This is a genomic window from Streptomyces sp. TSRI0281 (genome assembly GCF_001905125.1).
Classification (GTDB): Bacteria; Actinomycetota; Actinomycetes; order Streptomycetales; family Streptomycetaceae; genus Streptomyces.
The window spans coordinates 1009187-1035053 of sequence record NZ_LWLE01000001.1 but is presented as its reverse complement, the minus strand read 5'-3'; the positions used below and the strand labels follow the sequence as shown (position 1 = coordinate 1035053).

Sequence of the window (25867 nt, the reverse complement as noted above, 5' to 3'; positions counted from 1 at the left end):
TGGGACACGGCAAGAAGGCCACGGGTTCAGGTGGCGGGCGCGTAGCCCGATCGTGCGGGCTCCAAGGCGAGCAAGCTTCCGGAGCGGGGGCGGTGTTGTCGGGGCGACTCCGTGGCCGGGGCCACCCCGTGACCGGGAGGCGTCAGAAGTCGACGGTGAGCTGGGACCGGACGTGGGCGCGCAGGACGCCCGCCATGTCCGTCTCGCCGTCGCTGAGGAGCCACTGGACCTGGAGGCCGTCCATGAGGGCGATCAGTTGCCGGCCGGCGGCCGACGGGTCGATGTCGGCGCGCAGGGCGCCTTCGTCGCGGGCCTCGCGGTAGGCGCGTTCCGTGTTCGTGACGGAGGTCCGGTAGCGGCGGACGAAGTACGCGTGGGCGGGATGGTCGGCGGCGGTCGCCTCGGCGGCGACCACCGAGAACAGCTCGACGATCCCGCGCCGCGTGGCGTTCAGGGCGGCCAGGTCGGCGAGCCGGCGCAGATGGTCGACGCCCGTGGCGACGCCGAGCGCCAGCCACTCGCCGTCCACGTCGTCGCGGTGTTCGAGGACCGCGAGGAGCAGGGACTCCTTGGTCGGGAAGTGGTGCAGGAGGCCGGGGTGCGAGATGCCGCAGCGGGTCGCGATGACGCGCAGCGAGGCACCCCGGTACCCGGCCTCGCCGAACATGGCCATGGCCTGGTCGAGGATCTCGCGGCGCTTCGCCCGGCCCTTGGCGTAGCCACGCCCCGCTTCTGCGGTCACTCGTACGCTCCCGACTTCTTCCCGGTACCCCGGACGGCTGTGCCGCCAGGCTGTCACAGCCAGATACTTACCACCCGGTCGGTATTGAGCGTACGGTGATGCGGTGATGTGTGGAGTGACGTCCTGAAAGGAACTCCTGTGGGTCTCTTCCCGCCCTACCTCGACCCTGCGCTGCCCGTGGCGGAGCGGGTCAGTGACCTTCTCGGCCGGATGACGCTGCCGGAGAAGACCGGCCAGATGCTTCAGCTGAACGCCAAGGACGGGGTGCGGCACCTCGTCGAGGACCTGCACGTGGGATCGATCCTCCACGCCTCGCCCGAACGCGTCCTGGAGGCCGCCGAGCTCACCGGGCGCACCCGGCTGCGGATTCCGCTGCTCGTCGCGGAGGACTGCATTCATGGGCACTCCTTCTGGGAGGGCGCCACGATCTACCCGACGCAGCTCGGCATGGCCGCGACCTGGGACGCGGAGCTGGTGGAGCGGATCGCCAGGGCGACTGCCGTCGAGGTCGCGGCGACCGGTGTGCACTGGACGTTCTCGCCGGTGCTGTGCATCACACGGGACCTGCGCTGGGGGCGGGTGAGCGAGACGTTCGGCGAGGACCCGTTCCTCATCGGCGAGCTGGCCTCGGCCATGGTGCGCGGCTATCAGGGCGACGGTCTGGCCGACCCGACGGCGATCCTGGCGTGTGCCAAGCACTTCGCGGGCTACTCCGAGACGCAGGGCGGCCGTGACGCGAGCGAGGCGGACATTTCGCGGCGCAAGCTGCGGTCGTGGTTCCTCCCGCCGTTCGAGCGGGTCGCGCGCGAGGGCTGCCGGACGTTCATGCTCGGCTACCAGTCGATGGACGGCGTGCCGATCACGGTGAACAACTGGCTGCTGAACGAGGTGCTGCGCGGCGAGTGGGGGTACACCGGGACGCTGGTGACCGACTGGGACAACGTCGGCCGCATGGTGTGGGAGCAGAAGGTGTACGCCGATGCCGCGCAGGCGTCGGCGGCGGCGGTGCGCGCGGGCAACGACATGGTGATGACGACGCCCGCCTTCTTCGAGGGGGCGCAGGAGGCGGTGGCGGCCGGCACGCTCGACGAGGTGGAGATCGACGCCGCCGTACGCCGCATCCTGACGCTCAAGTTCGAGCTGGGCCTCTTCGAGGACCCGCGCCGCCCGGACGCGGCCCGGCAGGCGGAGTTCATCGGGAGCGCCGAGCACGCCGCGCTGAACCTGGAGGCGGCCCGGCGCTCGCTGGTGCTGCTGGCCAACGACGGGACGCTGCCGCTGTCCGGCGGGTTCGAGACGGGTGACGACGGGCGGGCGGTGGCCGCGCCCGGGTCGTCCTCCGCGCCGGGGGCCTTGGGTCCCGTACCGCGCACGGTCGCCGTCGTCGGCCCCAACGCCGACGACCCGCAGACTCAGCTCGGGGACTGGGCGGGGTCATCGGGCCAGGCCGACTGGCTGCCGGACGGGCAGCCGCGCCGCATGATCCGTACGGTGCTGGACGGGTTCCGCGACCATGTGCCCGCCGGGTGGAACGTCTCGTACGCACGCGGTGCCGACATTCTCACCGTGGGGCCCGACCCGGAGGGCGCGTTCTTCCCGGACGGGCAGCCCCGGCCGGAGGTCGTCGTGCCCGCCGGGGCCGACGCGGCGCTGATCGAGGAGGCGGTCGCGGCGGCGCGGGCAGCCGACTACGTGGTCGCGGTCGTCGGCGACCGTATCGAACTGGTCGGTGAGGGGAAGTCCACCGCGACGCTGGAACTGGTCGGCGGTCAGGTGGCGTTGCTGGACGCGCTGGCCGCGACGGGCAAGCCGCTCGTCGTCGTGGTCATCAGCTCCAAGCCGCTGGTGCTGCCGCCGTCCGCTCGCGGTGCGGCGGCGATCGTGCACGCGTTCAACCCGGGCATGCTCGGTGGCCGGGCCGTGGCCGAACTCGTCCTCGGGCTGGTCGAGCCCACCGGTCGCCTGCCGCTGTCCTTCGCCCGGCACGCCGGTCAGCAGCCGACGTACTACAACCAGGTGCGCGGCCAGCACGGCACGCGGTACGCGGATCTCACGCAGAGCCCGGCGTTCGTGTTCGGCGAGGGCCTGAGCTACACGACGGTGGAGTACGCGGACCTGGAGGTGCTGACCTCCGTCGTGGGGGCGGGCGACACGGTGCGGGCGCGTGTCACGCTCACCAACACGGGTGCGCGGCCCGCGCTGGAGACGGTGCAGGTGTACGTCAGCGACACGGTCACGTCGGTCACCTGGGCCGAGAAGGAGCTGAAGGCGTACCGGCAGGTGGCGCTGGCTCCGGGGGAGTCGCGGGAGGTTCCGGTCGAGCTGCCGGTCGCGGACTGCACCCTCGTGGATGCCGAGGGCCACCGCATCGTGGAACCCGGCCGCTTCGAACTGCTCGTCGGCCCGTCGTCGCGTGACGAGGCGCTGCTGCGGGCGGACTTCACGGTGAAGGGCTGAGGGCAGGGCGTCACGCCCCCCCCCGACGCCCGCTTCCGGCGCCCGCTCCCGGCGCCCCCGACGTCCCCGGCACCCCTTCCCGGCCTCCTGTGCCCGACCCGACCGCTTCGGGCACAGGATGTCGGGTGCGGCGCGCGGGCTCTCTCCTAGCCTGAGGGAGCGAACGGGAAGGGGGCCGGGATGCTGGAGCAGCTGAACCAGGCCATGGAGCACGTGGAGTCGCACCTCGATCAGCCGATCGACGTGGCGGATCTCGCGCGCATCGCGGTGACGTCGGAGTACCACTTCCGCCGGATGTTCTCGGCGCTGGCGGGCATGCCGCTGTCGGAGTACATCCGGCGCAGACGGCTGACCGTGGCGGGCGCCGAGGTGCTCGCCGGTGAGCGGACGCTGCTGGACGTCGGTATGCGCTACGGCTACCGCTCGGGCGAGGCGTTCGCCCGTGCGTTCCGCGCCGTGCACGGTGTGGGTCCGGGCGAGGCCCGGCGGACCGGTGCGGCTCTGCGGTCCCAGCCACGGATGTCCTTCCGCCTCGTCATCGAAGGAAGCAGCAGTATGCGCTACCGGATCGTGGACAAGGAGGCGTTCCGCGTGGTGGGCGGGAAGGCCCGCGTACCGCTCGTCCATGAAGGGGTCAACCCGGCGATCGCCGCGTTCATCCGGGGCATGGACCCGGAGAAGCACCGGCGTATCGCGGAACTGTCGGACCAGGAGCCGAAGGGGGTGGTCGGTGTGAGCGACCACATCGATCCGAGCCGGGCCGAGGGGACCGAACTCGACTACTACCACGGCGTGGTGACGTGTGCCGAGGCTCCGGCGGACATGGAGGCCCTGGACGTTCCGGCGGGGGCGTGGGCCGTCTTCGGGAACTCGGGCGCCTTCCCGCAGGCACTCCAGTACCTGTGGCGGGACGTGTTCACGCAGTGGTTCCCGTCGAATCCGTACCGGAGCAGGCCGGGCCCCGAGATCCTGCGCGTGCGCGTCTTCGACGACGGGGCGCGGGCGGACGCGGAGCTGTGGATTCCCGTGGAGCGGCAGGCCGCCTGAGCGGTACGGACGGGCGGCCTACCGGCTCACTGTCCGGGCCGCCCCTCGTCCTGGCCCCTTCGCTCTCCGCCCCCTCGTCCTGCCCCCTCGTCCTGCCCTTCTCTCTCCGCCCCTTCTTCCTGCCCCTTTCGCTCTGCCCCGCTCCTTCTCCGCCCTTCGCGCTGTCGTTCGCGCCGTGGGGTTGTCGGACCGGCGTGCGAGGCTGACCGCAATCGGCCCGGCATGTCGCAGAGGGGACAGCTCATGGAGGCTTCGTACTACCGCGCGCAGAGCGAGGACGGCGACTTCATCGACGACCCGTCCGAGGACGCGCTGTTCATGCTGTTCAGCGACCTCAACGACGCGCACAACACCTTCGTCGTCATCCGGCCCTACACGGATGATCCGCCCTGGTACGCGTCGGTCACCGTCCGCGACGGGGGCTACGAGGTTGTCCGCCGCGATACGGCCCGGCGCGAGCACGAGGTCGCCACCGAAACCAGCATCCACCGGATCGCCAACGACCTCACGATCTGGCTGGCCGCCCGGGACCGCGACGGCTGACCCTGTGGCGGGTCGACCGCGCTGCGGCGCGGTCAGGTTGAGGGGCTCTTTCTGAGTACGTTCTCCCCGGCCTCTGAGTACGGTGCACAGCTCCCCGGCAGCGCTGGAGCGTGCGACAGTACATGCCGATGGAGCCGGGGGGCTCCGGGTGCGGGAGAGAGGGGGCGGCCGTGGACTTGTTCGACGGGGAGCTGGGTGGCGGGCGCGACAGTCACGGGGTGGAGCCCGCGGGTTCCGGCTGTTCCTGGGTCACAGTGGTGATCGTCGGGATTCTTGTGCTGCTGGCGGTGCTGGTACACCAGTTCGTCGGGCTGCTGTGGGGGATCTTCTAGGCCGTCGCGTGCGGAGCGCCGGCCGTTCGCGGGCCTGATGGCGGGCCGGATCGCCGGGCTGTTCGTCGGGCCGGTTCGCCGGGGTCCGGTCTACGCGGCGGGGTCCCGGTCGTTGCGTACCTTCCAGAGCCAGCCCGCGCCGCCGAAGGCAATGACCGCCATCACCGCGGCGGTCACCCAGCCCACGGCGGCCGGCGGATCGCTGGGGGCGAGGCCGAAGTTGAAGGCCAAGGCCATCGCCGTGGGCAGGGCCGCGGTGATCGCCACGCCGGCCCATTTCTGGTCCCGCGTCCAGTACGGGGACCTGCACAGCACGATGATCCCGGCGATCCTGAACGCGAAGCCCAGCGGCCCCCAGAACTGGCCGGGCACCATGGCGAGTACCGGAAGCGCCACCGCGACCCACGCGGGCGAACGGCGCCCGGCGGTCTTCCCGTTACCCGTCTTCACCGCTGCCCCGCCAGAGCCCCCGGCTCCGGCCCCGGCGTCGGCCCCGGCCCCCGCCTCCTGGAGCGCGGTGGTGGCGATGGTGCGGGGGTCGCCCAGTTCGCGCAGGATGTCCCGGCTGCTGCCGGGCCGTTCGGCGAGCGCTATCTCGATGTGCTCGGCGAGATCGGAGACCAGCTCCTGACGGCGGTCCGCGGGGAGCGCCGAGGTCTCACGCTCGACGGCCGCCAGGTACTGCTGGACCAACGCGCTGTCCGTCTGCCCCGTGTGCTGGGTGTTCATCGTTCTGTCTCTCCAGGTGCCTGGGTGCGCGTCTTCGGTGCGAGAAGGTGGTCGACGGCGTTGCGGAAGGCGGGCCAGGTGCCGGTGAACTCGGCGAGGGCGGCGTGTCCGGCCTCGGTCAGTTCGTAGTAGCGCCGCGGCGGACCCGAGACCGACTCGCGCCAGGTGGTGACGACGAGCTCGTCCCGTCGCAGCCGGGACAGCAGGGGGTAGACCGTGCCCTGGCTGGTCGCCAGCGCCCCCGTCTCCTCCAGCTCCCGCAGCAGCTCGACCCCGTACCGCGCACCGTCGCGCATCAGTGCGAGCACGCAGTACTCCAGCACGCCCTTACGAAGCTGGCTGACGGCCTTGCTTCCGGGGCGGCTGCTCGCTTCGACCGGTTCCATGCAATGCACAGTACCTTGTTTGAGAGAGGAGTGGAACGCCGCCCGTGCGGCCGTGACGTCCAGCGCCCGGCCCCGCTCCCCCGGTCGGTCCGATCCCTGCGGAAGGTCCTGGCTTTCCTGGAGGTCCATCAAGCCAATTTCCTTTCCGTGGACGGTAGTTGGTTTCTGCCGCTCGATGGCGTCCGAGCTGTCCGTACCGCGCGGAGGGCATCCGTCCGCACCGATCGGTTTGAGCCGGTCCGGTCTCCGGCAGTGCACCGGGATGGGCCACGCTGCCGCCACGTACGGACACTCGGGGCCGCTCGATGAGGGCACCAGGGCGGACCGGGCTCCCGTCCGTACCGTCCGCGGCGGCGCCCCCATGGGGCGCGGGGCAGCGGGACCACACGCTCCGGGGCACGCCCGGGGGCCACGGGGGAGGAGACCACGCATGGCGTGGGACGAGTGGGAACAGCTGAAGCAGGAAGCCGCCCAGCGGCACGGGACGCAGATGCAGCTCAACCAGTACCTGCCCGGTGACGGGCCGGCCGCACCGTCGACGAGCGCCGTCACCGCGGGCCTGCAGTCCAACAAGCAGGCGTGGAACAAGGCGGGCGAGGGCGTCGGAGGGCTGCGGGAAGGGCTGGGCAAGGCCCTGACCCAGTTGGCGGACGGGCAGCAGGGGGCCGACGCCGCGGGGTGCCTGACCGCGGGGGCCCAGAAGGACGTGTACGGCTCCTGGTCCCGGTACGTCAGAAGCGTCGACGAGCGCTGCGGCAGCGTCAAGGAGGCCCTGGAGAGAGCCGGGCACGACCTCCTCCGGACCGACGACGCCGTCAGGGGCGCGTTCACCGCCATCGACAGCCGGTACGCCGACACGCACGCTGTCGGTGGCCAGGCACCGGGGCGGTGACGGGCCGCCATGGATCTCGCCACGCTCAACGCACTGAAGCCGTCCGAGTTCACCCAGGCGGCCGACGGCTACCGCGCGACCAGCAACATGGCCGCCGCGTCCAAGGACCACCTCGACAACGTCGTCGCGGCCGGAATGCGCGCTTCCCTCAGCGGGGAAGCCATGGACGCCGCACTCGCGGAGCTGAAGAAGCTGGCGGCCAACTTCCACTACACGCAGATCGAGTGCGGGCTGGCGAGCACCGCGCTCAACGGGTTCGCCCACGACATGGACGTGGCCCGCGGGAAGCTCGTGTCGGCGCTCGGTGACGCGGAGGCGCTCAAGTTCGCGGTCGGCGCGGACGGCAGCGTCACCTACCCGGCCGGACAGTCGCGCAACAGCGTCGAGCTGCCGCCCCCCGGCGGCACGGTCGCCGCCGGCGCGGCGCCCCAGGCCCCCGGGCCCCTGGCGCCCGGCGGCCAGTCCGCGCTCGCCCGTCTGAGCCTCAACCCCGACCCCAACCCCCACCGCGCCGAGGCGATCGCCCTCGCGGACCGTATCGCCGCCGCCCTCAGGGAGGCGACGGAGGCGGACGCCAAGTGGGAGCCGAAGATACGGGCGCTGAAGGCGGACGACGACCTCACCGTCTCCGCGCACGACCTCGCCGACGCCCAGTCGGACGCGGCGGGTGTACGGGAAGCGGGCCGGGGCTACCTGGACTCGATCGGCGGGCCGCCGAAGGACGCCACCCCCGTGCGGAACGCCGACTGGTGGAAGGGGCTCTCCCCCCAGGAACAGGAGGCGTACCTCTCCCTCCACCCCGATCTCGTGGGCAAACTGGACGGTCTGCCCGCCGAGGTCAGGGACGAGGCCAACCGGATCGTGCTCGACGAGAAACAGGCCGAGTACCGGATCAGGCTGGACGCGATCCCGAAGCCGCCCGCCAAGGAGTGGACCATCCTGATGACCCTCGCCGGGGGCTCCAAGATCCATACCGACGAATGGATGGACTGGGACCGGAAGTACGGCGACGACTACCGCCACCTCACCGACTCCCTCAAGGGCATGGACGCCATCGAAAAGCGTTTCGACGCCACCGGCACCGAAGGGCTGCCGGAGGCGTATCTGCTCGGCTTCAGCCCCGAGGGGCACGGCCGCGCCATCGTCGCCACCGGAAACCCGGACACGGCGCAGCACCAGGCGGTGTACGTGCCGGGCACGGGGTCCGACCTGGACGGCGTCGGGGGCAACATCAACCGGATGACCGATCTCTGGCGCCAGACCAACCAGGCGTCCCCGGGGGCCTCGGTGTCGACCATCACCTGGCTGGGCTACGACGCTCCGCAGGACCCCGTCAAGGACGCCCCCTTCGAGCACTACGCCTATGACGGCGCCCCGGCCTACCGCCAGTTCATGGACGGCCTCGACGCCTCCCACAGCGGCCCCGGGGAGCCGCACCGGACGGCCATCGGCCACTCGTACGGCACGACCCTCATCGGGGCGGCGGCAGAGAAGGGCGATCTCAACGCCGACGACGTGATCTTCGCCGGAAGCCCGGGGGTCAAGGTCGGTTCGGCGGAGCAGATGGACGTGCCGAAGGGGCATGTGTGGAACGAGGAGGCCGACGGTGACAAGGTGCCCGACATCGGCCGTTACGGTCACGGCGGCAGCCAGTGGAAAATCGGCGGCGGAACCTTCATCATCCCCAGCGACGACCTCTTCGGCGCGAACCAGATGAACACCCACGGCGAGGGCGGTGGGCCCAACGATCCCAAGAAATCGGAAGGTCACAGCCAGTACTGGTCCCCGGGCTCGACCGCGCTGAAGAACCAGGCGCTGGTCGTGGTCGGCCGCTACGGAGACGTCACCGCTCCCCAGTAGCGCGGCGCTCCCGGACGGTGCCGCCGTGCGGCGGCACCGTCACCGACCCACCGAGGAACACCGAGGAACTTCATGCTCCGTGCACCACTCCCCGTCCCGCGTCGGTACCGGCCGGGCGGCACCTGCCTGGCCCTCGCACTGACCGGACTCCTCCTCACCGGATGTGGCATGACTGACAACGACACCGGCAAGTCCTCGTCCGGCACGACGGCACGGGAGATCCCGTCCGCGGGCACCGCGGGCACCACGGAGGCGGTCGCCGCCGTGAAGGAGGTCTCCAGCCAGCTCTACGACTTCGTGGGGGTGCCCGGCGAGGCATCCGCACCGGGGCCCGGCGTCCGGGAGTGCGAGGGCAAGGACCCGGACACCTACTTCCGGGTCCACCACCCCTGGAACTTCCTCCCGACGTCCGGTGCCGACAACGACACCGCCATGGCCAACCTCAAGAAGAAGCTGAGCACGGACGGCTGGGTGGTCAAGGACTCCTTCCGCGACAACAGCCCCAACAAGAACCTCAACCTCGTCGCGGACAACGACGCCAGGAAGGTGAGCGTCTGGGTCGTCGCGTACAGCAAGCGCGACACCCCGAGCATCGGCATCGACGTCACGTCCGGCTGCTACCGGGTACCGGAGGGGCAGACGATCGTCCACTCCTGAGCCGGAGCCACCACGGGCGCCCGCAGCCCGGACGCGGCGGCGCACGCGCTCCGCGTCCGGGAAATCACCGGCACAGGGCCGTTTCCACGACGCTGTCGACACGCTTCCTGGACGCCTCGTCGTTCAGCTGGACGGTGACCGCGACATGGGCGGCGCGGCCGTCGTCGGTGGCGCCGCCCCGGGTCTCGTATCCCGGGAAGCTGCCGCCGTGGCCCCAGTAGATTCCGCCGTCGCACGGCAGCGGCCTGCTCACGAGCCCCAGTCCGTAGCGGGCGCCGGGGCCGAAGGTCTTGTCCGCGGGGCGGGTGGCGCCGCGCATCTCGGCGAGCTGGGCCGGGCGGAGGAGGTGGCCGCGCAGGAGCGCGCCGAAGAAGCGGTTGAGATCGGAGTCGGTGGAGATCAACTGCCCTGCCGCCCACCCCCAGGAGGGATCGATCTCCGTGATGTCGGTCAGCGGAGCGCCCACCGCATCCTGGTAGTAGCCCTTGGGATGGGGCCCTCGGACGGTCGCGTCACCGGGGGCCGGGAAGTAGGTGTGGCGCAGCCCGACGCGCTTGATGATGCGCCGGTCCATCTCCTTGGCGAGGGAATTTCTCGTGACCTTCTCGACGATCAGGCCCGCCAGTACGTAGTTCGTGTTGCTGTACTCCCACTTCTTCCCCGGCTCGAAGCCGGCCTTGTGCTGGAGCGCGATGTCGACAAGCTCGCGGGGAGCGAAGTAACGGACCTCCTCGCCCAGGTAGTTGCTGTAGTTGGGGAGCCCGCTGGTCTGCTGGAGGAGGTGACGGACGGTGATGCGGCTTCCGTCGATCCCCTCCCCGCGTACGAGGCCCGGCAGATAGGTGTCGACCGGGGCGTCGAGGCGGATCTTCCCCTCACCGACCAGTTGCAGCACGACGACCGCGGTGAACGTCTTGGTGTTGCTGCCGATCCGTATCCGGCCGTCCGTGGGCACCTTCGCACCGGTGGCCAGGTCGCCGATCCCCGCGGTGTAGTGACGGATGCGGCCGTCGCGGTCCGTGACGCTCGCCAGCGCGCCGGGCGGCCCGTCGGGGTGCACCAGCGTGTTCAGGCCCCGCTGGACGGTGTCGGTCCGCCCGGAGGCGGCGAACGCCGCGGGTGGCGCCAGGGCACCCATCGTCATGACGCCGACGACCACCGCGGCGGCTGCGGCGGCCGCACGCCGACTGCCGCGCCGCCCGCTCTGCCGCCCGGGAGAACGGAACCTCTGCCATGCCTGCTCGCGCACGCGCCAACTCCTCTGGAACTGTTCGGGAAACCGGCGATATCCGCCGGGCCCAGCATCTCCGGAGGCGGCCTCACGGGGCGATCCTGCTACCCGCCCGGTGCGGGGTGGGGCTAACCCCCGAGCTGCTCAGCCCCGTGCCACGTCCTCCGCGATCATCTCCAGCCAGGCGCGATGGCTGTACGGAGCCGGAGGGTCCACCTCCAGGCCCAGGACCGCCAGGCCCAGGGAGAGGTCCGCCTCGTCCAGGCTCAGCGCGAGCAGCTCGTGCACCTCACCGAGCATCCGGGCCGTGAGGCCGCGGTCCGATGTGTCCAGGTAGTCGCGCAGCGCCTCCTCGTGCTCCTCGAACTCCGCCCCGAAGTCCTGCGAGAACCAGCCGCCCAGGAACTGCCCCAGCTCAGGGAACCGGGCCTGCCACTCCCACGGTGTACGAGGCGCCCCGGGCGCCGGCACGTCACCCTCCGCCAGGCTGCGCCGCAGATGGCCGGCGATAATCAGCAGCCAGGACCGCACCGCCGCGTTGTCCAGCCCGGTGTCGGGCAGCGGATAGACCTCGCCGAGCCGCAGCCGCAGCGGCCCGGGGGGATTGCGGGCGTACTCGCGCAGCTGCGTCTCGGCGGCGCCGATCGCCCAGGGCCGGGTGTGCCAGGTGTGCCGCAGATAGGCGGTGAGGGCTTCGCCGGGCTTCTCCTCGGTGTCGTCGGCGGGCAGCCCGGCGTACGCCCGGAGCACCTGGTCCATCTCGCCGTACTGGCGGTCGTGCTGGAGCGGGGTCAACGCCATGGCGGGCCCTTCCTCTCAGAGGTGGATCGGGAAGGTGGCGTGCACGGCGAAGCCGAGCGGACTGTCCGGGGCGGTCTTCAGCACCACCCGCGCGGCCCGCGCGTCCACCGGTCCGAGTCCGGCCAGCATCATCGCCTGGAGCAGCACCTGCCCGACCGGCTCGGGCCGGGACGGCCAGGACGCCTCGATGGTGAGCCGCTGCCGGGTCGACAGGGCCAGCCATCGGTGCACCGACTGCTCGTTCTGGCTGACCACCGCCTGGGTGGCCCACTGGGCGGTCTCCCGGTCGGTATAGGTGGCGGAACGCGTCAGCACGGCGTCGGCTCCTCTCGGCCGCCGGTCCAGGCGATCGGCCCGTGCTCCCGGCGCAGATGGTCGGTCAGGGTGTCGGGGATCAGGGTCAGCCAGGTGGTCCAGGACTCCTGGGACCCGGAGCCGAGGCCGAGTTCGACGGCGAAGAACCGGCTCAGGGCGCCTTCGTCGGGGAAGAGCGCGAGGGCCTCCGCGCATTCGGCGACGAGGGGCGGCAGCCGCCACTGGCACAGCCCGCCCCCGTGGCATTCGGCGACGAACAGCCCGATCCCCTCGACGTCGGTCAGGTCCGGGTCCTCCAGCGCGATGCCGTCCTGCCCGAAGTACAGCGACAGCATCTGGGTCAGCTGCGGGAACCGCAGGCCCAGTTCCCACACGGTCGGGACCGTGCTGCCGAGCCTGGCGTACAGACCGGCCGGCCACTCGTCGGCGTACGAGGCGATGTCGAGGAACACCGACGGCTCGCCCCCGGCTCCGGACCTCTCCGCCAGCTCCCGCAGATCCTTGGGTACCCCTTCCACCGCCGAACCGCCCGCCGCCAGGGCCTCCCCGATGGCCCGCACCTCGGCGGCGGCCTCGTGGACCGTCACTCCGCCCCGCTCCCACCGGTCCCACAACGCGCGCAACGGAGCCTGCAGCGCCTCGGCCCTCACCTCGGGGTCGGCGGGAATGCCGGGGGAGGTGAAGGGCAGGAAGGGGCTGAGCAGCGTGCGGGCGGCCGAGTAGCGGAAGTGGTTCTCGTGCACGGGGCGGTTCCTGACCTGGCTAGGGGGACTCAGGGAAGGCGGTGACCACGATGAACGGCGGCACTCTGCCGTCGTTGACACCTTGGATGCGGACGATCACATTGTGCGTGTCGGTCGGGAGCCCGGTGGCACTGGTCACGGTTGATCCGGTGACTTCCGGGCCGAAGTCGGTCTTGTCCAGCAGGAACTGCCCGGTGGGGTTGGCCGTCAGCTTTTGCGTGATGTCCGCTTCGTTCCGGTCGATCGCCGCCTGGACGAACCGCTGGGCGCTGGTGAGGTCCGTGAACGAGGACGCGGCCGGAGGGTGCTGGTCCCGCATGCGCTGCTGCAATTGTTCGGGGGTCAGAGCCACGTGCCGGTCGATGGGGTGCGTGGTCTGCGTACCGACCTTCGTGTCCTCCTGGTTGGCGAGGTCGATGGGGTACGTGTGGTTCGCGGCGCTGTCCCCGGGCACCGTCCAGTTGTGCTGCGGCTCGTACCCCTCGATGCTCCGTGCACCGATCGCCTGGGCGCGGGCCTCCTCGGCGAGGAAGGTCGGCACGCTCTTCCTCGCCTCGTCCAGCGCGTCGGTCAGCCCCTTCATCTGCTGTGCCAGGATTTGGGTGTCGGCGTTGTAGCGGTTCACCCCGCTGTCGAGCGTCGGAGTGTCGATGTTCTCGATGAACTGCTCGGCCAGGCCCACCACGTTGCCGATGACGAGACGGAAGATGTCCTCGGCCGCACCCTTGAAATTGTCCAGTTCCATGCAGTCCTTGGCGGCCTGGATGTACACCCGCTCGATCACCTTGCGGACCGCCCTCACCGCGTCGGCGAACCGGTCCAGGAGATCGGCGATCTTGCGCGCGGTATCGATCAGGATCTGGAGAACGGGCTGCTGGCCGGACATGTGCTTCCAGCGGTACCCCTTGGCCACGGGGCTGGGCGCGTTCTTCCCCCAGGGCCTCGTACCCCACAGGCTTCCGGTGAACTGGCCCATGGCCGCCTGCCATTCGCCGCTGACCGGCGAGGGACCGGGATCTCGCAGGTAGCCGATTGCCGCGTCGAGGTCCCGGCCGGATTTCTCGGCGTCATCGGCGACCTTGCGCCAGAGCGCGGCCACCTTCGGCAGATCGTCGTCGTTGCCGCCGGGGGTGATGTCGGCGACCTTGCCGTGCCGGAGAGCCCGTCTCAGGGCCTGCTCCAGGAGCCAGTGCAAGGCCCGGCCCACCTCGCCCATCACGTTGTCGATGATCCGGTCGCCCCAGGCGCCGCCGCCGTCCCCGCCTCCCCAGCCGAGGTCCGCCACCTTTCCGTACGGCGGCGGGGTCCGGATCACCTCCGGTACGGCCTTCAGGGTGGTCGGGGCGCCCCAGCTGGGATGGGAGGCGTACTCCGCGCTGACGTAGTTGTTCGCGGTGATGGTCAGGCCGGTGGAGACACCGCCCACCGCGACCACGGCCTTGGCCCACACCTCCAGATAGAGGGCGGTGACGGCGTTGTACTGCTGCACGAACTCCGAAGGTCCCGAGCCGATGCCGCAGACGTGCTTGTGGCCTTCCAGGGCGTCCAGCAGATACTTCGGGGCCTTGTGGAAGTCCGACTGATGGTTCCGGATCAGGTACGAGGTGTACCAGACGTGACCCGGGTCGACGTCGAAGCCACTGACGAAGCCCCCGGGGTCCACCGACGGCTTGAGTGACTGGACCTCCTTCACCGGGTCGGGCTTGGGCTGAGCCTGGGAGATGTCGTTGCCCTGCGGGTCGTAGAGCTTCCCCGGGGCGGGCGACGGAACCGCGGGCGTGGTCGGCGGACCGCCGCTGTTCCCGCCGGAGCCCGGCGGTGGCGGCGGGGGAGTGGCCATCAGGCAGCCCCCCAGCCGCGCAGTACCGCTTGATGAGCGGCGCTGTAGTTGGTGTGGGCGCCGGTCACGACCTCGTGCAGCCAGGTCTGGCGGGCTTTGAGATCGGCCATTTCGGCGCTCCACCGGTCCAGGGTGAGGACGAAGGAATCACGCGCGTCGCCCTGCCACCCGAGCACCACCTTCTCCGTGCGCTCGTACAGCAGCCCCAGTTCCTCGTTGAGCTTCCGGAGGATCTCCTCCAACTCGCCCGCCAGCGCCTGTAAGGCGATGATGTCGACACCTATGTGATCGTCGCTCGTCACGTCCCGGCCCCCCCCCGCTATAGGTCGTTGATCCGGCTGCGGGGAGCGGGTGGCACCGGCGCGGCGGGCGGGGCCTGAAGAGCGGCGGCCTCCCGAGCGATGTCGGCGTCGGCCTGTACCCGCCGCATCTGTGCCAGGACGTCCAGCTCCTGCTCGGTGAAGCCGTCCCGGGCGAGCCGGGCCGCTTCCTCCAGCAGCCGCAGATCCTCACGAATCCGTACGGCGTCCTCCGCCGCGCCCTTCTGCAGGGTGCGGTAGGCCTCACCGGTCGCCCCCCGCCAGCGCGACTGGATCCGGTCCACGATGCCGTCCATCTGCCTTACCTGGCTGTCCAGATGCCGCTGCATGGCGTGGAGATCGTTGGCGAGCTTCGTCAGCCCGTCGTCTTCCGGGACTTCGAGATCAGGGTTGTGCACTGCCATGCCGGACTCCGCCCGCCCCTCGGCCGCGCGCGAAGCCTCCTTCGCGCGCCACAACTTATAAGTGACCACGTTCAAAAGGAAGATGAGGAAGAGTCACGTTATGTACAAGAGGATGTTGGGGTCCGGGTGACGTTGCTGGTCGCAGTCCGGGTGCGGTTGCACGGGCGCGGTTCGCGAACGCTCGACCGATGAGTTCTGCCCCGCCGCGCCGTCTGCGTAGGGGAACGTCCCATGGGGAACGTCCCCCTTCAGCCTTCCGCGCCCGCGGGAGAACCGGGATGAGACGACAAGGAGCGGTGAACACCGTGGACCAGGAGAATGTGAGCGCCACCCTGACTGTTGCCGCGCCCGCCGAGAAGGTGTTCGCGGTGCTGGCGGACCCGACGACCCATGCCGCGATCGACGGCACCGGCTGGATACAGGAAGTGGGCGACCGGGCGCCGCTGACCGAGGTGGGGCAGATCTTCCGGATGGACATGCATCACTCCCACCACCCGAAGGTTGACTACCAGGTGGCCAACAAGGTCCACGTGCTCGAACAGCCGCGCGCCATCGGCTGGTTGACGGGGCAGGAGAAGGACGACGGGCAGGTGGAGTACGGCGGCTGGACCTGGCGCTACGACCTCGCGTCGATCGGCCCGTCCGAGACCGGGGTCACGCTCACCTACGACTGGTCGGCGGTGCCGCCCTCCATCCGGGAGAACTTCCCGTTCCCGCCGTTCGGCCCCGAGCATCTCGGCAACTCGCTGAACCACCTGGCCGAGATCGTCGCGGGCAGGTGAGGGTGCCGGACCCGCGGCGGCGTCCGGCCCGGGGGCGCCGGTCGTCCCTCGCGGGTGTGGGCGGCGGTCCGGCCAGGGTTCCGGTCCCCGACGCGCCCTGCTCGTCAACTTCCTGTCCGCCCAGCGCACCACCCTTGAGATGAAGTGTGCGCGGCCGGGTGACGAGCCGGCGCAGTGGTCCGTGGAGCCGTTCCCGCTCGCGCTGCCCCGCCTCGTCCGCCGTCCCGCCGACACGGAACGCCATTGGTTCCGGCAGGACATGGCCGGACAGGACGCGCCGCCGTTCCTCTCCCCGGAAGCCGATCCGGACGGGGATCTCGGCGGCGCGTGCGCCCATACCGCTGTCATATCCGGTGCTTGGAGGGCATGGCGGGCGGAAGTGGCGTGCGCCGAGCGGTAGGTCGCCGATGCCCCCGGTCCCGATGTCGAGGGCCACAATGCCCGGCGGGGCCCGGTCTCGCCGCGTCGGGTGGATCGTGCACCTGATCGAGGAGTACGCCCGCCACCACGGGCACGCCGATCTGCTGAGGGAGCGCATCGACGGCGCGACAGGGGTGTGAAGGCGGGCGCCGCGCTACCGATGGAGGTGTGGCGCAGTCGGAACCGGGGTGCGGGGGCGAGCACAATGGTGCGGGCGGTCTGTGCAGAGGTGCCTGAGGCCCTCTCCCGCACCTCTTCCGCTGAAGGAGGACCGGTGATGGACAACTGGCCGGCTCAGCGCACCGGGCCCGGTGACATGCTCCGTAACCAGGCGCGCGAGCGACTCCTCGACGCGGCGCGGGAACTGTTCGGCGCCGGCGGCTACGCGGAGACCACCGAGATGGCGCTCTGCGAGGCTGCCGGGGTACCGGCCGACGTGCTGCGCCAGGAGTTCGGCTCCCGGGAAGGGCTGCTCATCGCCCTGCACAACCGGGTGACGACGAGTGGCCTGCGGGCGGCGGAGAGAGCCCTGCACGCGGACGACATAAGCAAGTGCGGGACGGCGGAACGGGTCCAGCGCCTCTTCGACGCCTACGTGGAGGCCGTCACCCGCGATCCGCGTGAGGCACGGGTGACCTTCGTCGAGGTGCTGGGTGTGAGCGCCACCGTGGATGAGCACTGCAAGCTGTGGCGGGCCCTGTGGACGGAGTTCCTGACGGGGGAGGCCGAGCGGGCGGTGGACCGGGGCGAGGCGGAGGACCGGGATCACCGGGTCGACGTGATGGTGATGGTCGGTACGGTCCATGAGCTCATGGCGCACCACAGCAGGCGGCCCCGGCGGGCGCGGCCGGGCGAGGTGTCCGGTGAGCTGACCCAGCTCGCGCTGACGATGCTGGGGTCGCAGCAGGGGGAGTGACCCGGAAGTGCCCCCGGGCGGGCGGGGGCGGGACACCGGCTCAGTACCGTCCTCGTCATGGACAGTACGAAGCGTGGCGGTGCGGCGGGGTGGGCCGGGTGGGCCGGTCCGTTCGCGGCAGCCGCCCCGGCCACCGGTGCGGCCGTCTGTGTCGGCCTGAGCATGGTCGGCTCCTGGTGGACCGTGCCCGCCGCCCTCGCCGCGTTCCTCGACGGGCGACGGTCCGGGCGGGCCCGCTCCACGGTGCTCGCCCTGGTCGCGGTCGTCGCCGCCGGGGTGGTGGCGGTGGCCCTGGTGCCGTCCTGGCTGCCGCTGGGGAGCCGGTTCGTGGGCGTGGTGGTCGTCGTGGTGATGCTGCCGTGGTTCGCCGGGCGGTTCTGGCGCCAGTACCGGGAGCTCGTCCGGGCCGGGTGGGAGCGGGCCGAGCGGTTGGAGCGCGAACAGCGGCTGGTCGCCGAGCAGGCCCGGTTGCGCGAACGGGCCCGGATCGCCCAGGACATGCACGACGTCCTCGGCCATGACCTCAGCCTGATCGCCCTGTCGGCGGGCGCCCTGAGCCTCGCCCCCGACCTGGACGACCGGCACCGGCGGGCGGCCGGGGACCTCAGGGTCAGGGCGGCGGCCGCGGTGGAGCGGCTGGGGGAGGTCATCAGCGTCCTGCGGGAGGAGACGGACGAGGCACCGATGCGCCCGGCGGCGCGGACGGACGGCGATCCGGAAGCCGGTGCCGGAGCGGAAGCCGGTGCCGGTGCCGGTGCTGAAGCGGGTGCCGGTACGGAAGCCGGTGCCGGTGCTGAACCGGGTGCCGGTGAGGGGAGTTCCGCGTCCGGCATCGAGCGGCTGACCGGCGAGGCCTCCGCGTCCGGGCTCGCGGTCGACCTGCGGATCGAGGGCCCTGCGGGCGCCGTCCCTCCGGTTGTCGCGCGGGCCGCCCACCGCGTCGTGCAGGAGGCGCTCACCAACGTCGCCAAGCACGCCCCGCACGCCACGGCGCACGTCCGCGTCACGTACGCGGACACCGGGACCGAGGTGGTGGTCGAGAACGGGCCACCGTCGGACGGCTCCTCGGCCGCGCCGCCCCGCCGGGGAGAGCGTGGAGAGCAAGGACGGCACGGACGGCACGGGCGGCACGGGCGGCACGGCGGACATGGCGGGCGCGGGCTCATCGGGCTTCATGAGCGGGTGCGGCTGGCCGGGGGCACGTTCGAGCACGGTCCCCGCGACGGAGGCTTCGCGGTGGTCGCGCGGATGCCGCACGCCCCCGACACCTCGGCACGCGCCGCATCCGCCGCGCCCGCCGCGCCCCTCACTTCCCGCACATCCGTCGCGCTGCCGCAGGAGCACCGCCACGCCGGCCGCCGGATACGCCGGACCCTCGCCGCCGCCGTCATGGTGCCCCTGGTGGCGGGGGCGCTGCTGAGCACGGTGCTCATGGGGTGGGAGATGTGGTCGGCGTCCCGCTCCGTCCTGGAACCGGGCGACTTCGCCCGGCTGCGGGTGGGCATGGAGCGCTCCGAGGCCGAGTCCCTGCTGCCCGAACGCCGTACCGACCACCGGCCGGTCGCCGCCGAGCCGGGCGAACCCGGCACGACGTGCGCCTACTACGCGATGACGGCCGACCGGTTCGACGACCGGTCGGGCGACGCCTACCGGGTCTGCTTCCGGGACGGCACGCTGGTGTCCGCGGACGCCCTCACCCCGTGACGGGGCCGAGAGCGGAACCAGCGGAACCTATCCGTTGAACGTGTTGTTCTGGGTGCCGCTGCCCTGCACCGGGCCGCTGAACGTGCTGTCGCGGAAGTCGTTGTGCACCGACCCCGGCACCGCGGCCTCCGGGTCGATCGCCCGGACGGCCGCCTCCAGGTCCGCCGCCGCGTCCGGGTCCGCGGTCAGCGAAGCCTGGAACATCGCCTCCCACACCCGTACCGCGCGGGCGAACGCCTGGTCCGCCTCGACCCGCGTACGCAGCGCCCGTTCGAGCTCCCCGGCGCACTCGTGGTCCCCGGGCTGCCCCTCCAGCGCGGTCAGCGCGGTCTCGGCGGTGTCGGGTTCCGGGGCCGCACCGTCGGGCGTCCCCGGCGCGGGGTCCCGGCGGCGGCGCACCAGGCCCGTCAGCCCGGACCACGCCTGACGGCCGATCTCCCCGCCCGCGCCGCCTGCCAGCGCCGCCAGCACACCCAGCGAAATCGGGTCCATGGACCCCACCCCCGTAACAGCTCGTCACTTCACCGATCAGGCACCACCGTACGGTGGCCGGTCCGGCGGGCGCAGCGGTTTCAGCCGTGGGCGGTGTACGGGCCGCCCAGCCCCCACGCCTGGTGCATCGCGTCGGCGAAGGCGGCCGCGAGCTTGTGCTCGCCGCTGGGGCCGGGGTGCGTGCCGTCGTAGGTGTCGGTGTGGATGTCGTACGAGGCCGGGCGTGAGGCCAGCAGCAGCGGGGACGCCGGTCCGTCGAGGTCGGCGACGGCCTTGGCGAGGAGTTCGTTGAAGCGCTCGCACTCGGCGGCGAAGGGGGCGTCCGACTCGGCCCTGATGTTCGGTATGACGGGCAGGAGCACGATCCTGATGTGCGGGTTGGCGGTGCGGGCCGCCGCGATGAACGCGCGGGCGTTCCCGGCGGTCTGCGCGCTGTCGGTGTAGAACCCGAGGTCGATCAGCCCGAGCGAGACGAGCAGGACGTCGGCGCGGGCCTCGCTCACCGCGTCCGCGATCACCGGGGCCATGTGCAGCCAGCCCTCGCCCCAGCCGGCGAGGTGGCGGCGGGCGTCGGCGGGGAAGGACGGGGCGCCGTACGCGTGGGAGAGCGGGGCCCGCGCCTCGGTGTCGTACAGCGCGGTGCGCGGGCCGACGATCGTGTACCGGCCGGGGAGCGTCGCTTCGAGGTGCTGCCACATCCGGAAGCGCCAGGTGAAACCCCCGGCGCTGCCCACGGTCATGGAGTCGCCGACGAAGAGGAAACGCATGGCGACATCATGGCCGATCACCCCTTCGGCCTGCGACGTGACGATGGACACTGGGGTCATGCGTTCGTATCTGACAGCCTCCGGTGCCGCCCTCCTGCTCGTGCTGACGGGGGCGGCCACGGCCGTGGCCGACGACGGCGGGGCCGACCGGACCTTCACGATCGAGGACCCCCGGATCACCGAGTCCAGCGGCCTCGCCGCCAGCCCGACCCATCCGGGCGTCTACTGGACGCACAACGACAGCGACGACGGCCCGTACATCTACGCCGTCGACTCCCGCACCGGGAAGACCGTCGCGACGATCACCATGCGCGGGGTCGGCGAGCCCCGCGATGTCGAGGCCATCTCGATCGGGCCCGACGGCAATGTGTACGTCGGTGACATCGGCGACAACCTGGACGGGACGTGGGACCACGTCTGGATCTACCGCTTCCCCGAGCCGAAGCAGCTGCGGGACGCCACGGTGACGGCGACCCAGTTCGACGTGAAGTACGCGGACGGGGCGCGCAACGCCGAGGCGCTGATGGTTCACCCGAAGACCGGCCGGGTGTACATCGCCTCGAAGAACGAGGACGGCGGCGGGCTGTACGAGGGGCCCGCGAAGCTCACCACCGGTGGGACCAATGTGTTCCGGCGGGTGGGGGAGGTGCCGTGGGTGACGGACGGGGCGTTCTCGCCGGACGGGCGCGAACTGCTGCTGCGGTCCTATTTCAGCGCCCGCGCGTACGCCTTCGAGGGCGGCAGGCTGGGCGAGGACCACGCGGTGAGCGCCCCGTTCCAGCGGCAGGCCGAGTCCGTGACGTACACGGCGGACGGCTCGGCGCTGATGTTCGGCTCGGAGGGCGAGGGGAGCGATGTCGAGCGGGTCGACGTGAAGGGCGGGGGCGGGAGCGGGGACGGTGGCAAGGACGCGGGACGGGGCTCCGGGAGTGCCGGGAGCGGGTCCGGCGGGGACGGCGCGGACGGCGACGGGGAGAAGGGGAGCATGACCCTGGGCGCGGTCGTCCTCGCCGGGGTGGCCGTGGCCTGGTTCGCCCTGCGCAGGCGGCGCGGCGGGCGGGGCTGAGGCGATGGTGCGGCGGTGAGGCAGGGGCGCCGGGCGGCACGGGCGGGGGTGAGCCGGGGCTGAGGCGGGAGGGCCGGAGCGGCGGCGCGTGGGGCCGTGATCCCGTGGGGCCGTGATCTGCGGCCCGGTGGGCCCGCACCGCCCCGCACCGCCCCGCACCGTGCACGGGCCGATCCCCGCCTCCGGGTGGTTCCGTATCCCCATCGGCACACGGACCGGGCCCCATCGGCACACGGACCGGCCCGATCGGCACACGGGTCGGGCCCCATCGGCACATGGACCGACCGGGCCCGCCGTCATCCTCCCGCGCGCTCCCCGACCAGCACTTCGAACCCGTCGATCAGCCGCCGGAGCCCGAACTCGAAGTGGTCGAAGTCGGCGCTGAAGGTGTCCTCCGCCATGCCCGCCATCATCGGGTACTCGCCGCTGAGCATGGCCCGCTCCAGGTAGGGGCGCTGGTCCTCCCAGAAGTCGGCGTCGCTCAGTCCGGTCTGCCGCACGGCCTCCACGGCATGGCTCTGGGTGCGGGCGAGGCCCTCGACGAAGCTGTTGACGGTGATGATCACGGCGATCAGCTCGGGGTCCTTGAGGCCCATGCCCCGCAGGCCGGTGAGAGCAAGTTCGAGGCCGCGCAGGGCGCTGGGGCCGAGCACCGTGCGGGCCTGGTTGATCTTGAGCAGCCAGGGGTGGGTCCGCAGGTTGTCCAGGTAGGTGCGGGCCATCGAGTCGATGGCGGTGCGCCAGTCGTCGGGGACGTCGGCGGTGCCCGCGGTGAGCGGTTCGCCGAGAACCCGGTCGAGCATCAGGTCCAGGAGTTCGGCCTTGCCGGGGACGTACCGGTAGAGCGTCATCGTGCCCGCGCCCAGTTCCGTGGAGAGCCGGCGCATCGAGACGGCGCCCAGTCCCTCCGCGTCGGCGACGGCGACGGCGGTGGTGACGATCCGGTCCAGGGTGAGGCCCGGTTTGGGGCCGCGGCTCGGGCGGTCGCCGGTCTTCCACAGGAGCTCCAGGCTGCGTGCGATATCGCCGCTGCCGGTGGCTGTGCCGTCCGCTTCCGCTGCCGAACCGTTTCTCGTCATGGGCACCAGAGTAATGCTCCGGACAGGAATTGGGTACGGTGTACTCTCATTCGGGTACGGCGTACTCAGTTCTGATGTTGCGGAGGGGGTTGCCATGTCTGCGTCCGGATACGCGGTGCTGGCCGAAGGGGTCGTGAAGCGATACCGGGAGAAGGGCCGGGGCAGGGGCGGGGGCGGGGAGAAACGGGCGCTCGACGGGTTCGACCTCGCCGTCCGCCCCGGCACCGTGCATGGTCTGCTCGGGCCGAACGGTGCGGGCAAGACCACCGCCGTGCGGGTCCTGGCGACCCTGCTGCGCTTCGACGGCGGCCGGGTGGAGGTGGCGGGGCTCGACGTGCGGCGCGAACCCCGGCTCGTACGGAGCAGGATCGGGCTCACCGGCCAGTACGCCGCCGTCGACGAGGTCCTCACCGGCCGGCAGAACCTGGAGATGTTCGGCCGCCTCTTCCACCTCGGCGCCGGCCGGGCCCGGAGGCGGGCCGGGGAGCTGTTGGAACAGTTCGACCTGGTGGAGGCCGCGGACAAGGGCGTCATGGAGTACAGCGGCGGTATGCGGCGGCGGCTCGACCTCGCCGCGTCCATGATCCTCGCGCCCGCCGTGCTCTTCCTGGACGAGCCCACGACCGGGCTCGACCCGCGCGGCCGGGGTGAGGTCTGGGACGCGGTACGGGCAATGGTGGCGGGCGGCGCGACGGTCCTGCTCAGCACGCAGTACCTGGACGAGGCGGACCGGCTCGCCTCGCACATCACCGTGATCGACCGGGGCCGCGCCATCGCCGACGACAGCCCGGACGGGCTGAAGAACCGGATCGGCGGGGACCGGATCGAGGTCGTCGCCGCCGAAGCGGGCGATCTCCCGGCGGTGGTGAGGGCGGTGGACCGGGTGGCCGGGGGCGGTCTCGTCGTCACCGACGACACGGTCCACCGCGTGCACGCGCAGGTCTCCGACCGGGTGGCCGCGCTGACGGAGGTGGCGCGGACGCTCCGGGACGAGGGGATCGCGGTCGAGGACATCGGGCTGCGCAGGCCCAGCCTGGACGACGTGTTCCTGCGGTTGACGGGGCGCGGCGCGGACGAGGGGACGGCGCCGGACACGAAGGCCGCGAAGGCCGCGAACGGGAAGGCCGCGAACGGGAAGGCGGGGGTGGCGGCATGACCGTGCTCGAACTGGACGAGGGCCCGGTCCCCGCGGGTCCGCGGCACGGCCGGGCCTACTGGGCGCTCGCCGACAGCTGGAACGTCACCCGGCGCAGCCTCACCCACTATCAGCGCCAACCCATAGCCATCGTCTGGCAGTTGGGATTCCCGATCCTGTCCGTGCTGCTGTACGGCTATGTCTTCGGCAGCGCGATGAAGGTGCCGGGCGGGGGCGACTACCGGGAGTTCCTGATGCCCGGCATGTTCGTCACGACCATGACGATGGGCTTCATGAACACCGCGATGGCCGTGGTCACCGACACGGGCAAGGGCGTCATCGACCGGTTCCGCTCCATGCCGATGGCCCCGTCGGCGGTCGCCTCGGGGCGCGGGGTGGCGGACCTGGTGGTGGCCGCCGCCGAGCTGGCCATCCTGGCGGCCACCGCCCTGGCGATCGGCTGGCGGGCGGGCGGCAGCCCGATGGAGGCGGTCGGCGCCTTCGGACTGCTCCTGCTGCTGCGGTTCAGCCTGATCTGGGTGGGCGTCTGGCTGGGGCTGCTGGTCCCGAACGCGGAGGCGGCGGGCGGTCTGTACGCCATCGCCTTCCCGGTCACGATGATCTCCAGCGCCCTGGTCGCGCCCTCCCTGATGCCGGGCCGGCTCGGCACCGTCGCCGCGTGGAACCCGATCTCCTCGACGGCCACCGCGACCCGCGAACTGTTCGGCAACCCGGTGGCCGGCGGCGGCACCTGGGTCGAGGAGCACGCGCTGCTGATGGCTCTGGTCTGGCCGCTGGTGATAACCGTGGTGTTCCTGCCGCTGGCGGTGCGCAGGTTCCAGCGGCTGAGCCGCTGAGCCGCTGAGCCGGGCGGCCGAGCCGCGTGGGGGTGGGCGGCCGAGCACGATCCGGGCGGCAGGGAAATGGTGATGCCGCAGGTGGGAGGCCCGGCATAGGGTCGGGCCTCATGCACAGAAACGGGCCCCTGCCCTTCACCACCGAACGTCTCGACGCGCTGCCCCTGGAGGCCGCGTACGCGGATGAGATGGCCGCCGTCCTCGACGACCCGGCCCTGCACACGTACACCGGCGGCGCCCCGGAGGACGTGGCCGCGCTGCGCGCCCGCTACGAGCGCCAGAGCGCCGGGTCGCCGGACCCCGAAGAGATGTGGGGCAACTGGGTCCTCCGGGTGCGCGAGGACGGCCGCCTGGCGGGTTACGTCCAGGCGACGGTACGGGGGTCGCAGGCGGAGATCGCCTGGGTGGTGGGGACCCGGTGGCAGGGGCACGGCTACGCGAAGGAGGCGGCGGTGGGCCTCGTCGCGCACCTGCGGGCGGACTGTTCCGTCCGTACGGTCATCGCGCACATCCACCCCGACCACGCCGCGTCCGCCGCCGTGGCCGAGGCGGCGGGGCTCGCCCCGACCGAGGAGTGGGAGGACGGCGAAGTCCGGTGGCGCGATGACGTGCCCGGAGCCGTGGGCACCGCCTAGGGTCCTCGCCATGACCGAACCCGCCTTCCTCCATTCCACCCGCGACTCCTACGACACCCTCGCCGTCGATTACGCCGCCCGCAGCCGCGGTGAGCTGGCCGCCAAGCCGATCGAACGGGCCGTGCTCGACGCCTTCGCCGAACTGGTGGGCAAGGGGGGCGGCGACGGTCTCCCGGTGGCCGATGTCGGCTGCGGGACGGGCCGGATCACGCAGTATCTGCACGGTCTCGGCGTCGACGTGTTCGGGATCGACCTGTCCCCGGGGATGCTGGCCGTGGCCCGCGAGAACTGCCCCGGGCTGCGCTTCGAGGAGGGGTCCATGCTCGGCCTCGACCTCCCGGACGCGTCGCTGGGCGGACTGCTGGCCTGGTACTCGACCATTCACGTACCGGACGGGGAACTCCCGCGGGTCTTCGCCGAGTTCCACCGCGTGCTGGCGCCGGGTGCCCACGTACAACTGGGCTTCCAGGTGGGTGACGAACCCCTGCCGATGAACGACGGCTGGGGCCATGAGATCTCGCTCGTCTTCCACCGGCGTCAGGTGGAGGGGATCGCCGAACTGCTGCGCCGGGCGGGCCTGGAGGTACGGGCGCGCCTGTGGCGGGAGCGGGACACCGACGGCGCGTTCCCCGAACGGGCGCCGCAGGGTTTCGTCCTGGCCCGTAGGCCGATTGTCAGTGGTGGGCGTCAGGATGGGGACACCAACTGAGAAAGG

The 25867-nt window shown here is 71.8% G+C and carries 30 protein-coding genes; 17 read left to right on the top strand and 13 right to left on the bottom strand.

Going from position 1 to position 25867, the window contains the following annotated elements; genetic code table 11:
- Window positions 1-142: 142 nt before the first annotated feature.
- On the bottom strand, window positions 143-742 hold the full coding sequence (locus A6A29_RS04830) for a TetR/AcrR family transcriptional regulator (protein ID WP_073718611.1): 600 nt from the start codon (window positions 740-742) through the stop codon (window positions 143-145).
- A 138-nt stretch (window positions 743-880) separates the two neighbouring features.
- On the opposite strand from A6A29_RS04830, the gene A6A29_RS04825 reads away from it, so the two are divergent.
- From A6A29_RS04825 to A6A29_RS45710, 4 genes are all read left to right on the top strand, one after another.
- The gene (locus A6A29_RS04825; RefSeq protein WP_073718610.1) at window positions 881-3199 is read left to right on the top strand and encodes a glycoside hydrolase family 3 N-terminal domain-containing protein; all 2319 of its coding nucleotides are present in this window, start codon (window positions 881-883) and stop codon (window positions 3197-3199) included.
- 180 nt (window positions 3200-3379) lie between these two features.
- Entirely contained in the window at window positions 3380-4246 is an 867-nt protein-coding gene (locus A6A29_RS04820; protein WP_073718609.1) for an AraC family transcriptional regulator, read from the top strand.
- Window positions 4247-4489: 243 nt separating this feature from the next.
- On the top strand, window positions 4490-4789 hold the full coding sequence (locus tag A6A29_RS04815; protein WP_073718608.1) for a hypothetical protein: 300 nt from the start codon (window positions 4490-4492) through the stop codon (window positions 4787-4789).
- A gap of 170 nt (window positions 4790-4959) precedes the next feature.
- On the top strand, window positions 4960-5121 hold the full coding sequence (locus A6A29_RS45710; RefSeq protein ID WP_198952986.1) for a hypothetical protein: 162 nt from the start codon (window positions 4960-4962) through the stop codon (window positions 5119-5121).
- Between the two features lie 90 nt (window positions 5122-5211).
- Here A6A29_RS45710 and A6A29_RS04805 read toward each other — a convergent pair whose 3' ends face one another.
- Both A6A29_RS04805 and A6A29_RS04800 read right to left on the bottom strand, forming a co-directional pair.
- The gene (locus tag A6A29_RS04805) at window positions 5212-5850 is read right to left on the bottom strand and encodes an HAAS signaling domain-containing protein (protein ID WP_073718606.1); all 639 of its coding nucleotides are present in this window, start codon (window positions 5848-5850) and stop codon (window positions 5212-5214) included.
- Window positions 5847-6236: a PadR family transcriptional regulator gene (locus A6A29_RS04800; RefSeq protein WP_073719003.1), complete on the bottom strand. Its 390-nt coding sequence runs from the start codon at window positions 6234-6236 to the stop codon at window positions 5847-5849. The genes A6A29_RS04805 and A6A29_RS04800 overlap by 4 nt, the downstream gene beginning before the upstream one ends.
- A 430-nt stretch (window positions 6237-6666) precedes the next feature.
- Here A6A29_RS04800 and A6A29_RS04795 point away from each other — a divergent pair, with 430 nt between their 5' ends.
- The 3 genes from A6A29_RS04795 to A6A29_RS04785 all read left to right on the top strand — a co-directional run bounded on the left by A6A29_RS04795 (window position 6667) and on the right by A6A29_RS04785 (window position 9645).
- On the top strand, window positions 6667-7128 hold the full coding sequence (locus A6A29_RS04795; RefSeq protein WP_073718605.1) for a hypothetical protein: 462 nt from the start codon (window positions 6667-6669) through the stop codon (window positions 7126-7128).
- Window positions 7129-7137: 9 nt separating this feature from the next.
- A complete protein-coding gene (locus A6A29_RS04790) occupies window positions 7138-8988 on the top strand; it encodes an alpha/beta hydrolase (protein ID WP_073718604.1) in 1851 nt (616 codons plus the stop codon).
- A 168-nt stretch (window positions 8989-9156) separates the two neighbouring features.
- Window positions 9157-9645, top strand: a complete 489-nt coding sequence (locus tag A6A29_RS04785) for a hypothetical protein (RefSeq protein ID WP_241838316.1) — start codon at window positions 9157-9159, stop codon at window positions 9643-9645.
- A gap of 64 nt (window positions 9646-9709) precedes the next feature.
- Here A6A29_RS04785 and A6A29_RS04780 read toward each other — a convergent pair whose 3' ends face one another.
- The 7 genes from A6A29_RS04780 to A6A29_RS04750 form a co-directional block, all read right to left on the bottom strand.
- Window positions 9710-10894 (bottom strand): serine hydrolase domain-containing protein, encoded by a 1185-nt coding sequence (locus A6A29_RS04780; protein ID WP_073718602.1) that lies wholly within the window; start codon window positions 10892-10894, stop codon window positions 9710-9712.
- A gap of 126 nt (window positions 10895-11020) precedes the next feature.
- Window positions 11021-11677, bottom strand: coding sequence for a contact-dependent growth inhibition system immunity protein (locus tag A6A29_RS04775; protein ID WP_073718601.1), 657 nt, complete (start codon window positions 11675-11677; stop codon window positions 11021-11023).
- 15 nt (window positions 11678-11692) lie between these two features.
- Window positions 11693-11992, bottom strand: coding sequence for an RNase A-like domain-containing protein (locus tag A6A29_RS04770; protein ID WP_073718600.1), 300 nt, complete (start codon window positions 11990-11992; stop codon window positions 11693-11695).
- Complete coding sequence (locus A6A29_RS04765) at window positions 11986-12735, bottom strand: hypothetical protein (RefSeq protein ID WP_073718599.1); 750 nt, start codon at window positions 12733-12735, stop codon at window positions 11986-11988. Before A6A29_RS04765 ends, A6A29_RS04770 begins: the two co-directional genes overlap by 7 nt.
- A 19-nt stretch (window positions 12736-12754) precedes the next feature.
- On the bottom strand, window positions 12755-14575 hold the full coding sequence (locus A6A29_RS04760) for an RNase A-like domain-containing protein (RefSeq protein ID WP_073718598.1): 1821 nt from the start codon (window positions 14573-14575) through the stop codon (window positions 12755-12757).
- Window positions 14575-14877, bottom strand: a complete 303-nt coding sequence (locus A6A29_RS04755) for a WXG100 family type VII secretion target (RefSeq protein WP_073718597.1) — start codon at window positions 14875-14877, stop codon at window positions 14575-14577. The genes A6A29_RS04760 and A6A29_RS04755 overlap by 1 nt, the downstream gene beginning before the upstream one ends.
- A 17-nt stretch (window positions 14878-14894) precedes the next feature.
- The gene (locus tag A6A29_RS04750; RefSeq protein ID WP_073718596.1) at window positions 14895-15299 is read right to left on the bottom strand and encodes a WXG100 family type VII secretion target; all 405 of its coding nucleotides are present in this window, start codon (window positions 15297-15299) and stop codon (window positions 14895-14897) included.
- 305 nt (window positions 15300-15604) lie between these two features.
- Between A6A29_RS04750 and A6A29_RS04745 the strand changes: the two genes are divergently transcribed.
- The 5 genes from A6A29_RS04745 to A6A29_RS04730 all read left to right on the top strand — a co-directional run bounded on the left by A6A29_RS04745 (window position 15605) and on the right by A6A29_RS04730 (window position 19121).
- Window positions 15605-16081, top strand: coding sequence for a polyketide cyclase (locus A6A29_RS04745; protein ID WP_198952985.1), 477 nt, complete (start codon window positions 15605-15607; stop codon window positions 16079-16081).
- A 139-nt stretch (window positions 16082-16220) separates the two neighbouring features.
- Window positions 16221-16481, top strand: a complete 261-nt coding sequence (locus A6A29_RS47455) for a DUF664 domain-containing protein (protein ID WP_079182568.1) — start codon at window positions 16221-16223, stop codon at window positions 16479-16481.
- Between the two features lie 22 nt (window positions 16482-16503).
- Complete coding sequence (locus A6A29_RS47450) at window positions 16504-16641, top strand: mycothiol transferase (RefSeq protein ID WP_274535785.1); 138 nt, start codon at window positions 16504-16506, stop codon at window positions 16639-16641.
- Window positions 16642-16778: 137 nt separating this feature from the next.
- Window positions 16779-17417, top strand: a complete 639-nt coding sequence (locus tag A6A29_RS04735; RefSeq protein ID WP_107468128.1) for a TetR/AcrR family transcriptional regulator — start codon at window positions 16779-16781, stop codon at window positions 17415-17417.
- Between the two features lie 162 nt (window positions 17418-17579).
- Window positions 17580-19121, top strand: a complete 1542-nt coding sequence (locus tag A6A29_RS04730) for a sensor histidine kinase (protein ID WP_073719002.1) — start codon at window positions 17580-17582, stop codon at window positions 19119-19121.
- Window positions 19122-19148: 27 nt separating this feature from the next.
- Here the strand turns inward: A6A29_RS04730 and A6A29_RS04725 are convergent, their stop codons facing one another.
- Together A6A29_RS04725 and A6A29_RS04720 are read right to left on the bottom strand one after the other, a co-directional pair.
- Window positions 19149-19613, bottom strand: coding sequence for a hypothetical protein (locus tag A6A29_RS04725; protein ID WP_073718593.1), 465 nt, complete (start codon window positions 19611-19613; stop codon window positions 19149-19151).
- An 80-nt stretch (window positions 19614-19693) separates the two neighbouring features.
- On the bottom strand, window positions 19694-20440 hold the full coding sequence (locus A6A29_RS04720) for a GDSL-type esterase/lipase family protein (protein ID WP_241838315.1): 747 nt from the start codon (window positions 20438-20440) through the stop codon (window positions 19694-19696).
- Between A6A29_RS04720 and A6A29_RS04715 the strand changes: the two genes are divergently transcribed.
- Window positions 20439-21446: a hypothetical protein gene (locus A6A29_RS04715; RefSeq protein WP_073718592.1), complete on the top strand. Its 1008-nt coding sequence runs from the start codon at window positions 20439-20441 to the stop codon at window positions 21444-21446. The genes A6A29_RS04720 and A6A29_RS04715 overlap by 2 nt on opposite strands.
- 296 nt (window positions 21447-21742) lie before the next feature.
- Here the strand turns inward: A6A29_RS04715 and A6A29_RS04710 are convergent, their stop codons facing one another.
- Window positions 21743-22525, bottom strand: coding sequence for a TetR/AcrR family transcriptional regulator (locus tag A6A29_RS04710; RefSeq protein WP_073718591.1), 783 nt, complete (start codon window positions 22523-22525; stop codon window positions 21743-21745).
- Between the two features lie 94 nt (window positions 22526-22619).
- Here A6A29_RS04710 and A6A29_RS04705 point away from each other — a divergent pair, with 94 nt between their 5' ends.
- The 4 genes from A6A29_RS04705 to A6A29_RS04690 all read left to right on the top strand — a co-directional run bounded on the left by A6A29_RS04705 (window position 22620) and on the right by A6A29_RS04690 (window position 25861).
- Window positions 22620-23681 (top strand): ATP-binding cassette domain-containing protein, encoded by a 1062-nt coding sequence (locus A6A29_RS04705; RefSeq protein ID WP_073718590.1) that lies wholly within the window; start codon window positions 22620-22622, stop codon window positions 23679-23681.
- Window positions 23678-24517 carry an ABC transporter permease gene (locus A6A29_RS04700; protein ID WP_073718589.1) on the top strand — a complete coding sequence of 280 codons (840 nt, stop codon included), beginning with the start codon at window positions 23678-23680 and terminating at the stop codon, window positions 24515-24517. Before A6A29_RS04705 ends, A6A29_RS04700 begins: the two co-directional genes overlap by 4 nt.
- Before the next feature lie 110 nt (window positions 24518-24627).
- Window positions 24628-25152: a GNAT family N-acetyltransferase gene (locus tag A6A29_RS04695; protein WP_073718588.1), complete on the top strand. Its 525-nt coding sequence runs from the start codon at window positions 24628-24630 to the stop codon at window positions 25150-25152.
- 10 nt (window positions 25153-25162) lie between these two features.
- Window positions 25163-25861, top strand: coding sequence for a class I SAM-dependent DNA methyltransferase (locus A6A29_RS04690; protein ID WP_073718587.1), 699 nt, complete (start codon window positions 25163-25165; stop codon window positions 25859-25861).
- The last annotated feature ends 6 nt before the right edge of the window (window positions 25862-25867 follow it).

Excerpts from the sequence above, each read along its gene's own strand:
- A6A29_RS04820 (WP_073718609.1), top strand. The coding sequence starts at position 3,380 with ATGCTGGAGCAGCTGAACCAGGCCATGGAGCACGTGGAGTCGCACCTC.
- A6A29_RS04815 (WP_073718608.1), top strand. The coding sequence starts at position 4,490 with ATGGAGGCTTCGTACTACCGCGCGCAGAGCGAGGACGGCGACTTCATC.
- A6A29_RS04805 (WP_073718606.1), bottom strand. The coding sequence starts at position 5,850 with ATGAACACCCAGCACACGGGGCAGACGGACAGCGCGTTGGTCCAGCAG.
- A6A29_RS04800 (WP_073719003.1), bottom strand. The coding sequence starts at position 6,236 with ATGGAACCGGTCGAAGCGAGCAGCCGCCCCGGAAGCAAGGCCGTCAGC.
- A6A29_RS04795 (WP_073718605.1), top strand. The coding sequence starts at position 6,667 with ATGGCGTGGGACGAGTGGGAACAGCTGAAGCAGGAAGCCGCCCAGCGG.
- A6A29_RS04790 (WP_073718604.1), top strand. The coding sequence starts at position 7,138 with ATGGATCTCGCCACGCTCAACGCACTGAAGCCGTCCGAGTTCACCCAG.
- A6A29_RS04785 (WP_241838316.1), top strand. The coding sequence starts at position 9,157 with ATGACTGACAACGACACCGGCAAGTCCTCGTCCGGCACGACGGCACGG.
- A6A29_RS04775 (WP_073718601.1), bottom strand. The coding sequence starts at position 11,677 with ATGGCGTTGACCCCGCTCCAGCACGACCGCCAGTACGGCGAGATGGAC.
- A6A29_RS04760 (WP_073718598.1), bottom strand. The coding sequence starts at position 14,575 with ATGGCCACTCCCCCGCCGCCACCGCCGGGCTCCGGCGGGAACAGCGGC.
- A6A29_RS04750 (WP_073718596.1), bottom strand. The coding sequence starts at position 15,299 with ATGGCAGTGCACAACCCTGATCTCGAAGTCCCGGAAGACGACGGGCTG.
- A6A29_RS47455 (WP_079182568.1), top strand. The coding sequence starts at position 16,221 with ATGAAGTGTGCGCGGCCGGGTGACGAGCCGGCGCAGTGGTCCGTGGAG.
- A6A29_RS47450 (WP_274535785.1), top strand. The coding sequence starts at position 16,504 with ATGTCGAGGGCCACAATGCCCGGCGGGGCCCGGTCTCGCCGCGTCGGG.
- A6A29_RS04735 (WP_107468128.1), top strand. The coding sequence starts at position 16,779 with ATGGACAACTGGCCGGCTCAGCGCACCGGGCCCGGTGACATGCTCCGT.
- A6A29_RS04730 (WP_073719002.1), top strand. The coding sequence starts at position 17,580 with ATGGTCGGCTCCTGGTGGACCGTGCCCGCCGCCCTCGCCGCGTTCCTC.
- A6A29_RS04725 (WP_073718593.1), bottom strand. The coding sequence starts at position 19,613 with ATGGACCCGATTTCGCTGGGTGTGCTGGCGGCGCTGGCAGGCGGCGCG.
- A6A29_RS04715 (WP_073718592.1), top strand. The coding sequence starts at position 20,439 with ATGCGTTCGTATCTGACAGCCTCCGGTGCCGCCCTCCTGCTCGTGCTG.
- A6A29_RS04720 (WP_241838315.1), bottom strand. The coding sequence starts at position 20,440 with ATGACCCCAGTGTCCATCGTCACGTCGCAGGCCGAAGGGGTGATCGGC.
- A6A29_RS04710 (WP_073718591.1), bottom strand. The coding sequence starts at position 22,525 with ATGACGAGAAACGGTTCGGCAGCGGAAGCGGACGGCACAGCCACCGGC.
- A6A29_RS04705 (WP_073718590.1), top strand. The coding sequence starts at position 22,620 with ATGTCTGCGTCCGGATACGCGGTGCTGGCCGAAGGGGTCGTGAAGCGA.
- A6A29_RS04700 (WP_073718589.1), top strand. The coding sequence starts at position 23,678 with ATGACCGTGCTCGAACTGGACGAGGGCCCGGTCCCCGCGGGTCCGCGG.
- A6A29_RS04695 (WP_073718588.1), top strand. The coding sequence starts at position 24,628 with ATGCACAGAAACGGGCCCCTGCCCTTCACCACCGAACGTCTCGACGCG.
- A6A29_RS04690 (WP_073718587.1), top strand. The coding sequence starts at position 25,163 with ATGACCGAACCCGCCTTCCTCCATTCCACCCGCGACTCCTACGACACC.